The following is a 10915-nucleotide window of genomic DNA, read 5'->3' on the forward strand; positions in this document are numbered from 1 at the left end:
GGCCTGCGCCGCCTGGCGTTCGCGCAGCCCGCCCAGCGTGTAGGCGGCGGCGCCCACGCCCACCAGGGCCAGGCCGCCGAAGAGCGCGCCGCGGTCGCCGCCGCCGGTGCAGCCGGTCATCGACAGCAGCCCCGCGATGCCGGCCAGGCGCAGCGCGAGAGCGCTGCCGGCGTGGCGCAGGCGGTGGCGGGTGACGAGCATGTGAACGATTGTACGGACGGGGGCTGCGGCCGACGCTGTCGACAGCAAGCCTGCGGCAGGACACGAAAGCGGCGCCGGAAACGGGTATGGTGCGCGGGCACGTGCCGGTCGCCGGGGCGCGGCGGAGACGCCGCGCACGAGGTGCTGCGGCAAGATTGCTCACCGCGGCGGCGTCCGTGGTGCCGCCTGTCGTGACCCCGCTTGACCACCGCCGCGCCGGGCGCCATCCTCGCCGCCTGACCGGCGGCATGGAGCTTGCCTCGCAGCCCCGCCTATGACTGGCCAGAACATTCCGCACGACGCCCCCGCCCCGATGCTCGACGACACCGCGCTCGCGCGCCTGCGTGAACTGGACCCCGACGGCAGTCTCGGCGTCGTCGGCCGCGTGCTCGAGACCTTCCGCACCGCGCTCGGCCGTGACCTCGAGCGCCTGGCCCTGGCGCGCGACGCCGGCGATCTGAAGACCGTCGGCGAGGTCGCGCACAAGGTCAAGTCCTCGTCGGCCAGCGTCGGCGCGCTCGAGCTGTCGGCGCTGTGCGCCGAGGTCGAGCGCCGCGTGCGCGCCGGCGACACCGCCGACATCGCGCCGCGCGTGCAGGCCCTGCTCGACGAGGCCCAGCGCGCGCTGCGTGCCGTGGTCGCGGCGCTGCGAACGTGAGGGCCCCGGCACACGGTCCGATCCCTCCGCGCCGCGACGACGCGGCGCTTCTCGCTCGCCCGGAGGTCCTGCTCGTCGACGACGACGAGGTCGGCCTGCTGACCACCGCCATCGCGCTGCGCGAGCGCGGCTTCGCCATCGTCGAGGCCACGCGCGGCGAGGAGGCGCTGGCCATCCTGCGCGATCGCAAGCCCGATCTGGTCGTGCTCGACGCCCAGATGCCGGGCCTCGACGGCTTCGAGACCTGCGCCCGCATCCGCGCGCTGCCGGGCTTCGAGCGCCTGCCGATCGTCATGCTCACCGGGCTGGACGACGAGGCCTCGATCAAGCACGCCTTCGACGTGCACGCCACCGACTTCTACACCAAGGACAAGGACCGGGCGCTGAACTGGAGCCTGCTGGCGCGCCGCCTCGAGTACGTGCTGCGCGCGGCGCGCACCACCGTCGAGCTCGACCGCAACCGCGAGAAGCTGGCGCGCGCGCAGCAGCTCGCGCGCATGGGCAGCTTCGAGTGGCGCCAGGGCGGCGGGCTGACGCTGTCGCGCGAGGCGCTGGAGGTGCTCCGCGTCGGCGGCCGGCCGCCGACGCTGCGCTCGCTGCTGCGGCGCGTGCCGCGGGCCCTGCGCCTGCCGTCGCTGCGGCTGCTGCGCGACCGCGTCGCCCAGCGCCGCGCGCTCGACCAGGACCTCACGCTCGACGACGGCCTGCTCGTCGTGCACGTCGCCGGCAAGGCCGAGGAGGACGAGCACAAGCGTTTCGTCGGCTACGACGGCTTCCTGCAGGACATCACCGACCGCCACCGCGCGCAGAGCCAGTCGCGCTATCACGCCGCCTTCGACATGCTCACCGAGCTGCCGAACCGGCGCGAGTTCATCCGCCGCGCCAACCTCGCGCTCGAGGCCAGCCGCCAGCATGGCCTGCGCCACCGCGTCGCGCTGCTGCAGATCGACCTCGACCGCTTCAAGCAGATCAACGACACGCTGGGCCACCAGGTCGGCGACGAGGTGCTGCGCGAGGTCGCCACGCGGCTGCGCGGCTGCATCCGCTACCACGCCGACATCGACGACAGCGCCGTCGAGGCCGCCGGCCCGCGGGCCCACCGCGACCTGGAGACCGTCGGCCGTGTCGGTGGCGACGAGTTCGTCGTGCTGCTGCCCGAGGTCACCGACCCGGCCGACGCCGAGCGCGTCGCGCAGCGCATCGTGCTCGCGCTGCGCGAGCCGATGCGCCTGGCCGGCGTCCACGACCGGGTCGTCACCGGCAGCGTCGGCGTGGCCCTGTTCCCCGACGACGGCGAGACGGTGCAGGAGCTGCACCGCAACGCCGACCTCGCGATGTACGAGGCCAAGAAGGAGCGCGACTCGAGCATGGTCTACGGCCCCGGCCTGCTGCAGCGGCCGATGCTCGAGGCGGCGCTGCCCGGCGCGGCCGGGCGCGGCGAGCTCGAGCTGCATTACCAGCCGCAGGTCGACGTCGCCAGCGGCCGCCTGGTCGGCGTCGAGGCGCTGATGCGCTGGCGCTTCAACGGCCGCCTGGTGATGCCGGGCGACTTCATCCCGCTGGCCGAGGAGTCGGGCGACATCCTCGGCATGTCCGAGTGGGCGCTGCGCGAGGCCGCCGCGCAGGCGCGCCGCTGGCAGGCCGACTTCGGCTTCGACGGCACCATCGCCGTCAACCTGCCGCCCAAGCTCTTCCTGCGCAACGAGCTGATCGACCTGATCGACCAGCTGACCTCCGACGGCGGCGGCCCGCGCCGGCTGCTGTCGCTGGAGATCACCGAGACCAGCCTGATGCGCGACGTCGTCGGCGTCGGCCCGGCGCTGCGCCGGCTGCACCAGATCGGCGTCGACGTCTCCATCGACGACTTCGGCACCGGCTATTCCAGCCTGTCGCACCTGTCCGGGCTGCACTGCGCAGAACTCAAGATCGACCGCAGCTTCGTCGCCAAGCTCGGCATCGAGCCCACCGCCGTGCACATCGTGCGCACGATCATCGCGCTGGCGCGGCACCTGTCGCTGCGTGTCATCGCCGAGGGCGTCGAGACCGAGCATCAGGTGGAGCTGCTCCACAGCCTGGAGTGCACCCGCATGCAGGGGTACCACATCGGCCGGCCGGTGCCGGCACCGCAGTTTGAACACTGGTTCGCGACGATGGCGCTGCCGCTGCCCGCGGCCGCCGGCGCCGGCCTCGCGGCCGCCGCGCACGATCGCTGATGAACGCGCCCACCCCGGCGCAGATCGCCAAGGGCGCGCTGCGGCGCCTGGCGATGGCCAAGCTGGAGCCGACCCCCGAACACTACGCCCGTGCCTACGCCGAGGAGGCCGGCCTGCCGCTGCCGGCCGACCCCAAGGCCCAGGGCCCGGTCTGGGCGGCGCTCGTCGAGAAGCTCGTCAAGGGTGTCGAGCGCGGCGGCCGGCAGTGGACCACGGCGCGCAAGAAGGAAAGCCTGCAGCGGGTGCTCGACGGCAGCCGCGGCGACCTGCAGCGCCTGCAGCAGCGCCTGCAGGCGCTGGTCGGCGCCTGGGACGGCGACCACCGCTACGAAGACCCCGAGGCCCCGTCGGCCGAAGGCGACACGCCGCTGGAGCTGCCGCCCACCGCGCCGGCGCCGCTGGACGAGGCCCCCGGTGCCGAGGCTGCGTTGCCCGACGCGCCCTGGCAGCCGGTCGTCGCCAGCCTGGAGACCACGGTGCGGGCCGGCCTGCCGCCGGCCGAGCCGCGGGCCGCCGAGCTCGCCGACCGCCTGGCCGCGCTGGCCGATGCCATCGCCGCCGACGGCGTGTCGCCCGAACGGGTCGCCGAGGTCGACGAGCTCTGCCAACGTGCGCGCCGGCTGTTCGCCCACCGCCACCACCTCGTCGAGCAGCTCGGCGACCTGTGCCGTGAGCTCGGCCGCGGCCTGGTCGAGGTCGCCGAGGACGACAGCTGGGCGCGCGGCCAGTGCGAAAGCCTGGAGCAGCGCCTGGCCGACGGCATCACCGCACGCGGCGTGCGCGCGGCCACCGAGCTGCTGGCCGAGACGCGGGCGCGCCAGCAGCGCGTGCGCGACGAGCGCAACGCCGCGCGCGACGCGCTCAAGGGGCTGATCCACCGCCTGCTCGGCGAGGTCGGCGCGCTCGGCGAGCACACCGGTCGCTTCCACGAGAGCGTCGGCCGCCATGCCGAGGCGGTGGCACGCGCCGAGTCGCTGGAGAGCCTGGCCGGCGTGGTGCGCGAGATCGTCGACGAAAGCCGCGCCGTGCAGCAGCTGGTCGGCGCGGCGCAGCGCCGCATGGAGGACGAACACGCCAAGGCGACCGAGCTGGAGACACGCGTGCGCGAGCTCGAGGGCGAGCTGCGGCGGCTCTCCGACGAGGTCTCGACCGACGCGCTGACCCAGGTCGCCAACCGCCGCGGCCTGGCCCAGGCCTTCGACGCCGAGCGCGCCCGTGTCGACCGCGCCGGGCCCGAGGCGGCGCCGCTGGCGATCGGCCTGATCGACATCGACAACTTCAAGAAGCTCAACGACACGCTGGGCCACGCCGCCGGCGACCTGGCGCTGAAGTCGCTGGCCGCCGCGGTGCGCGAGCGCCTGCGGCCGGTGGACCATCTGGCGCGCTTCGGCGGCGAGGAGTTCGTCGTGCTGCTGCCGGCCACCCCGCTGGCCGAGGCGCAGCAGGCGCTGACCCGGCTGCAGCGCGGCCTGACCGAGGCGCTGTTCCTGCACGAGCAGCGCGAGGTCTTCGTCACGTTCTCCGCCGGCGTCACCGCCTGGCGCCCCGGCGAGGCGCTGGAGATCGCGCTCGAACGCGCCGACGAGGCGCTGTACGAAGCCAAGCGCAGCGGGAAGAACCGCACCTGCACGGCCTGAGCGGTTACGGCTTGTTGCTTTCGGGCCCTCAACAGCGGGCCCCGGGAAGCCGACTCATCGAAGACGATGAGCTCCCCACGATCGCCCTTCGGTCTGCTGCGGACGGCCTTCGACGCCGTCTTCCGCCAGGACCTCGCGCTGCGGCGGGGCCCCGGCGGCGTGCGCGTCGTGCTCAAGCGCGCCGACGGTGGCGCCGAGCCGCCGCCGACACCCGAGGAACTGGAGCGCCGCCGCCAGCACGCCGAACTGCGGGCCGCCCGCGACGAGCTCACCGGCCTGCTCGACGAGGATCACACCGCGCGCTCGACGATGCGCCATCTGGCGGTGGTCGAGCACGCGCTCGGCCGGCTTGGCTGGCAGGCGCTGGAACGTGTGCCGCTGGACGTGCTGCAGCGTGCGCTCGAGCAGTTCGAGGAGCGTGTCAGCAACTGGTCGGCGCGTGGCCTGGCCTGCCTGCGTTCGCGCATGGCGGTGGCGGTGGCCGAGCGGCTGCGCCGCGAAGGCCCGCCCAGCGGCGAGGCCGCCGCGGCGCTGGATTCGCCACCCGACGTCGCCCGCCAGGCGATCGACCGCGCGAGGGTGACCGCCGCCGTGGCCGAGCCCGAGGTCACCGAAGCCGGCGACGACGACGAGGCGCAGGCGCTGCTGGCCGCCTACGGCTCGCTGGTCGAGCCGCCGCCCGGCCGCTGAACGGGCGTGTGCCGGGTGTCGCCCGGCCTCAGAAGGTGATGACCTTGTCGGCCCAGAGCGTCCACTGGGCGAGTTCGGGCAGGGTGCCGATGCGCGTGCCCTCGACCAGCGGCAGCTCGGCCAGGCCGCGCGCCAGCGCGCAGGTGCGGCACAGCGCGATCGGCACCTCGCGCGCGGCCAGTTCCTGCACCAGCCCGAGCAGGCCGTTGCCGCTGCCGTCGGCCTGGTTCGGCAGGCCGAGCACGACGGCGTCGGACATCAGGAACAGGCGCAGCTCGGGTGGCGTGCCGTCGCTGCCGGCCAGCGCGTTGGCCAGCCGCAGGGCCGACAGCACGCGTTCGCTGCCGTACGGCGGCGCGTGGACGATGATGAGGATGCGCTGCATCGTGGCCTTTCGCCGCGGCGCCCGGGCGCCGCGCGGCGCCGATCATAGGCCGCTCAGGCCGAGCGCTTGAACACCGACAGCGCCGCCCCGGCGGCGATGAACAGCGAGCCGAAGACGCGGTTGAGCAGGCGCACGTGGCTCGCCGAATGCAGCGACCCCAGCACGCGCGCGGCCAGCGCGGTGTAGCCGGCCATCACGACCAGGTCGGTGAAGCCCAGCGTCAGCCCGATGACCAGGTACTGCGGCGCCAGCGGCTCGGCCAGGTGCAGGAACTGCGGCACCACGGCCAGCAGGAACACCGTGCCCTTCGGGTTCACGGCGTTGACCATCCAGCCGCGCAGCACCATCGTGCGCCGCCGCACCGCCGCCGCCTCCTCGCGCGCCGCGGCCAGCGGCCGCGCCGGCGCGCGCCACTGCTGGATGCCCAGCCACACCAGGTAGGCCACGCCGCACCACTTGACGGCCTGGAAGGCCGTCGACGACGCCGCGATCAGCGCGCCCAGGCCGACGCCGACGACCAGCAGCTGCGTCCAGATGCCGGCGACCAGCCCCACCGTCGTCCAGTAGCCGCGGCGAAAGCCGTGGTGCAGCCCCGAGGTCATCGCCGCCAGCGCACCGGCACCCGGCGACAGGCTGATCGCCCAGGAGGCGGCGAAGAAGGCGAGCCAGGTGGAGAAGTCCATGCGGCGGCGTGGTCGAGGCGGCGGGGCGCCGAGTCTAGGGCACTACAGCAGCAGCAGCGCCGCGGCGGCGACGACGGTCGGCCCCAGCGCCCCGAGCAGCAGCCCGCCGGCGCCGATGCTCTCGTCGGCGAAGCCGCGGCGCAGCAGCGCGACACCGGCCGGGTTCGGCGCGTTGGCGATCACCGTCAGCCCGCCGCCGGCCACCGCGCCGGCCACCAGCATGTACTTGGCCTCGTCGGAGATGCCGGGGATCAGCGAGCCGAGGTAGGTCAGCGCCGCGTTGTCGGTCACCGCGGTCAGCGCCAGCGCGCCGAAGAACAGCGCCAGCGGCTCCAGCGACTCGACGATCGGCCGCAGCCACCAGGCCTGCAGACCGCCCAGCACGACGAGCCCGGCGAGGAAGAAGGCGACCAGCAGCGCCTCGCGCATCAGCAGCGGGCTCTGGTGGCGCTCGTAGGCCTGGGTGAAGCCCAGGAACAGCAGGAAGACCGCGAGGAAGGCCACCGGGTGGTGGGCCAGCATCACGATCGCCGCCAGCACCGCCAGATGCACCAGCACCACCGCCACCGGCGGCCGCGGCAGCGGCGCGGCGGCCTTCGGGTCGGCGCGCAGCGAACCGCGCAGCAGCCAGGTCGCGACGCTGGCATTGAAGAGCACCGCGACGGCCGCCTTCCAGCCGAAGTTCTGCAGCATGAAGGCGCTGTCCCAGTTCCAGGCCGACGCCACCATCAGCACCGGCGGTGCGGCGTAGGAGGTCAGCGTGCCGCCGATCGACACGTTGACGAACAGCACCCCCAGCGCCAGGTACTTGGCGCGCTCGGGAACGTCGCTGCGGAAGGCCAGCGGCGCCAGCGTCAGCGCCGCGATCGTCATCGCCGCCGGCTCGGTGACCAGCGATCCGCTGAGCGGCACCACGCCCAGGCCGAGCCAGGTCACGGCCACCGCGCGTGACATCGGCAGCCGCGCCGCGGCTGCGTCGACGAGGCTCCTCACCGCGGTGAGCACCGGGCCGGAACCGGCCACGACCATGACCACGAAGACGAACAGCGGCTCGGTGTAGTTGCGCGACTCGGCGTAGCCGATCGCCGCGGTCGGGCCGACGACGAAGGCCAGCAGCAGCACCAGCACGATGGCCCAGAAGCCGAACACGACCTCGACCTCGCCGAGCAGATGGAACAGGCCGGCATGGCGCGGGAAGCGGTGCGACAGGCGCTCGAACTGGCGCGCGGTGAAGGTGTGCAGCAGTGCGACGGCGAAGACGATCGCAGCCACCGTCTCGACGGCGGGGTGGTTCATGCGGAGGAACAGATGCAGCCGCGCGGCGGCCCGACCTGCGCGAAAACCTGCCGCGGCGATCTCCGCGGCACCCGGCTACGACTTTACCCGCTGACGCTTTGACGCCGCCGGCGCGGGGTCTTGCCGTTCGCCCGCGGGTTTCGACCGTTCACCGGCGGCGGGCTGCCGTTCGGCCGAAAGCGGGGTTCCGCGAGGCTCCGGTTTGATCTGCTCCAAATCCCACCGGCGGGGTATCAAAAGCCGTTTCCGGGGCTGCCGCTGGCGCCCGCGATTTCACCGTTCAGGGGGCTGCATGCGCCGCTGGCGTGAAAGCCCTGCGGCCCGTCCGGCGACTCCTAGGATGGCTCCCGTCAGACAAACGTTCCGACACTTCGATCGATCAACCAACCGGATGGAAATAGAAATGGACCAAGCCATCTATTTCGTCGTCATGGCTGTTTGCGTCCTCGCCCTGGCATATCGCTTCTACGGGATATTCTTCGTGCGCAAGGTGCTCGCCGCCGACGACAAGGAAATCACCCCCGCACACCAACTCGAGGACGGCAAGAATTACGTCCCGACGAAGAAGTGGGTCAACGCCGGCCAGCACTTCGCCGCCATCGCCGCCGCCGGCCCGCTCGTCGGCCCGGTGCTCGCGGCCCAGTTCGGCTACCTGCCGGGCTTTCTCTGGCTGCTCGTCGGCGCCGTCATCGGCGGCGCGGTGCACGACACGGTCGTGCTCTTCGCGTCGATGAAGCACCAGGGCAAGTCGCTCTCCGAAGTCGCCAAGGCCGAACTCGGCCCGGTGGCGGGCTGGAGCACGGGCCTGGCGATGCTGTTCATCATCACGATCACGATGGCCGGTCTGTCCATCGTGGTCGTGCATGCGCTGGAACGCAACGCCTGGGGCACCTTCGCGGTCTTCATGACGGTGCCGATCGCCATCGCGCTCGGGCTGTATGAACGCTACTTCGGTTCGTCGAAGTGGGCCACCTACGTCGGCGTCGCCGCCGTCGCCGCCTCCGTCGCCGTCGGTCCGCACCTCGCGGGCACGGCGCTCGGCGAATGGCTGACGCTGCACAAGACGACCGTCAGCTGGGCGCTGCCGATCTACGCCTTCTTCGCCACCGCGCTGCCGGTCTGGATGCTGCTCACCCCGCGTGGCTACCTGTCCAGCTTCATGAAGGTCGGCGTCTTCCTGGCGCTGGTCGTGGGCGTGATCTTCATCAACCCGACGATCCAGTTCCCGGCGGTGACCGAGTTCATCAACGGCGGTGGCCCGATCCTGAAGGGTTCGGTCTGGCCGTTCATCTCGATCACGATCGCCTGCGGTGCCATCTCCGGCTTCCACGCCTTCATCGGCTCGGGCACGACCCCGAAGCTGGTCGACAAGTGGACCGACATCCGTCCGGTGGCCTTCGGCGCGATGCTGGCCGAGTGTCTGGTCGGTGTCATGGCCCTGATCGCCGCGACCTCGCTGCATCCGGCCGACTACTTCGCGATCAACTCGACGCCTGAAGTCTTCAAGACGCTGGGCATGACGGTCGTGGACCTGCCGCACCTGAGCCAGGAAATGGGCATCGACCTCGCCGGCCGTACCGGCGGTGCCGTGACGCTGGCCGTCGGCATGACCTACATCTTCACGAAGATCTCCTGGTTCACCGAGCTCGCCGCCTACTTCTTCCAGTTCGTCATCATGTTCGAGGCGGTGTTCATCCTGACCGCCGTCGACTCGGGCACCCGCGTCTCGCGCTACCTGATCCAGGACCTGGTGGGCGACTTCTTCCCGGCGATGAAGAACCTGAACTCCGTGCCGGCGGCGATCACCGCCAGCGTCATCGCCTGCGTGCTGTGGGGCTACCTGCTGCTGTCCGGTGACATCAGCTCGGTCTGGGCGCTGTTCGGTGTCTCCAACCAGCTGATGGCCTCGATCGGCCTGATGATCGGCGCGACCATCATCCTGCGACTGTCGGCCAAGCGCGCCTACATGCTGACCTGCCTGGTTCCGCTGGCGTACCTCTTCGTGACCGTCAACTATGCCGGTTACTGGATGATTACCAACGTATACCTGAACAGCGCGGCCAAGGGCTACAACGTCTTCAACGGTGTCATCGCCTCGATCATGCTGGTTCTCGGCATGGTCATCATGGTGGCCTCGGTGAAGCGCTGGCTGGTGCTCTGGAAGGCTCGCGGTGAATCCAAGGCGATTCCCGCCGACCTGACCGCGGCACACGCCTGAAGTCCCCCCAAGACGTTTTCCACGAATAACAACAAATAACGGTCCCGGCCCACCCGGCCGGGACCTCACGAAACGCCAACCAGCAGTTTTCGTTTAAGGAATCCAAATGAATACCATGACCATCGTCAGCAGCCGCGCGAATGCCTGGGAAGGGTTCGTCGGTGGACGCTGGGAAACCGCCGTCGACGTCCGCGACTTCATCCAGAAGAACTACACCCCGTACGCCGGCACGAGCGCCTTCCTCGAAGGCCCGACGACGCGCACGCTGGCGCTGTGGAAGAAGCTCTCCGAGCTGCTCAAGCAGGAGCAGGCCAAGGGTGTGCTGGACGTGTCGACCGACCGTCCGTCGACGATCGTGGCGCACGACGCCGGCTACATCGACCAGGGTCTGGAACTCATCGTCGGCCTGCAGACGGACGCCCCGCTCAAGCGCGCGATCATGCCCAACGGCGGTCTGCGCATGGTGCAGTCGGGCCTGAAGGCCTACGGCTTCGAGAGCGACCCGACGGTCGACGAAATCTGGACCAAGTACCGCAAGAGCCACAACCAGGGCGTCTTCGACGTCTACTCGACCGAGATCTCCAAGGCGCGCAAGTCGGCCATCCTGACCGGCCTGCCCGACGCCTACGGGCGCGGGCGCATCATCGGCGACTACCGCCGTGTCGCGCTGTACGGCGTGGACGCGCTGCGCAAGTTCAAGCAGCAGGAATACAAGGACCTGGACAGCCGCGACTTCAGCGAAGACGTGCTGCGCCTGCGCGAGGAGCTCTCCGAGCAGGGCCGCGCGCTGGAGGAGCTCAAGGTCATGGGCGCCAAGTACGGCTTCGACCTCGGCCGCCCGGCGCAGAACGCGCGTGAAGCGGTGCAGTGGACGTATCTGGCCTACCTGGCCGCGGTGAAGGAGCAGAACGGCGCCGCGATGTCGCTGGGCCGT

10 protein-coding genes are annotated in these 10915 nt (G+C 71.5%); 6 read left to right on the top strand and 4 right to left on the bottom strand.

All coding sequences use genetic code 11. From position 1 onward, the window contains the following. Positions 1 to 201: hypothetical protein (locus tag RBXJA2T_RS01175; protein ID WP_009855479.1), on the bottom strand; the 201-nt coding region annotated here is incomplete at its 3' end. A 313-nt stretch (positions 202 to 514) separates the two neighbouring features. Here RBXJA2T_RS01175 and RBXJA2T_RS01180 point away from each other — a divergent pair. The 4 genes from RBXJA2T_RS01180 to RBXJA2T_RS01195 all read left to right on the top strand — a co-directional run bounded on the left by RBXJA2T_RS01180 (position 515) and on the right by RBXJA2T_RS01195 (position 5399). Further along, positions 515 to 859, top strand: a complete 345-nt coding sequence (locus RBXJA2T_RS01180; protein ID WP_009855480.1) for an Hpt domain-containing protein — start codon at positions 515 to 517, stop codon at positions 857 to 859. Then, positions 856 to 3072 (top strand): putative bifunctional diguanylate cyclase/phosphodiesterase, encoded by a 2217-nt coding sequence (locus RBXJA2T_RS20625; RefSeq protein ID WP_009855481.1) that lies wholly within the window; start codon positions 856 to 858, stop codon positions 3070 to 3072. Before RBXJA2T_RS01180 ends, RBXJA2T_RS20625 begins: the two co-directional genes overlap by 4 nt. Further along, complete coding sequence (locus tag RBXJA2T_RS01190) at positions 3072 to 4709, top strand: GGDEF domain-containing protein (protein ID WP_009855482.1); 1638 nt, start codon at positions 3072 to 3074, stop codon at positions 4707 to 4709. The genes RBXJA2T_RS20625 and RBXJA2T_RS01190 overlap by 1 nt, the downstream gene beginning before the upstream one ends. Before the next feature lie 66 nt (positions 4710 to 4775). Next, entirely contained in the window at positions 4776 to 5399 is a 624-nt protein-coding gene (locus RBXJA2T_RS01195; protein ID WP_009855483.1) for a hypothetical protein, read from the top strand. Positions 5400 to 5427: 28 nt separating this feature from the next. On the opposite strand, the gene RBXJA2T_RS01200 is transcribed toward RBXJA2T_RS01195, so the two are convergent. The 3 genes from RBXJA2T_RS01200 to RBXJA2T_RS01210 are packed head-to-tail and all read right to left on the bottom strand — an operon-like array spanning position 5428 to position 7763. Next, on the bottom strand, positions 5428 to 5784 hold the full coding sequence (locus tag RBXJA2T_RS01200; RefSeq protein WP_009855484.1) for a DsrE/DsrF/TusD sulfur relay family protein: 357 nt from the start codon (positions 5782 to 5784) through the stop codon (positions 5428 to 5430). A gap of 53 nt (positions 5785 to 5837) precedes the next feature. After that, positions 5838 to 6467, bottom strand: coding sequence for a LysE family transporter (locus RBXJA2T_RS01205; RefSeq protein WP_009855485.1), 630 nt, complete (start codon positions 6465 to 6467; stop codon positions 5838 to 5840). 42 nt (positions 6468 to 6509) lie between these two features. Further along, positions 6510 to 7763 (bottom strand): putative Na+/H+ antiporter, encoded by a 1254-nt coding sequence (locus RBXJA2T_RS01210; RefSeq protein ID WP_009855486.1) that lies wholly within the window; start codon positions 7761 to 7763, stop codon positions 6510 to 6512. 403 nt (positions 7764 to 8166) lie between these two features. Between RBXJA2T_RS01210 and RBXJA2T_RS01215 the strand changes: the two genes are divergently transcribed. Further along, positions 8167 to 9981, top strand: a complete 1815-nt coding sequence (locus tag RBXJA2T_RS01215) for a carbon starvation CstA family protein (RefSeq protein WP_009855487.1) — start codon at positions 8167 to 8169, stop codon at positions 9979 to 9981. A 106-nt stretch (positions 9982 to 10087) separates the two neighbouring features. Continuing rightward, a partial coding sequence (locus RBXJA2T_RS01220; protein ID WP_310731940.1) for a pyruvate formate lyase family protein occupies positions 10088 to 10915 on the top strand: 828 nt, incomplete at its 3' end.

Source organism: Rubrivivax benzoatilyticus JA2 = ATCC BAA-35 (assembly GCF_000190375.1).
Classification (GTDB): Bacteria; Pseudomonadota; Gammaproteobacteria; order Burkholderiales; family Burkholderiaceae_C; genus Rubrivivax; species Rubrivivax benzoatilyticus.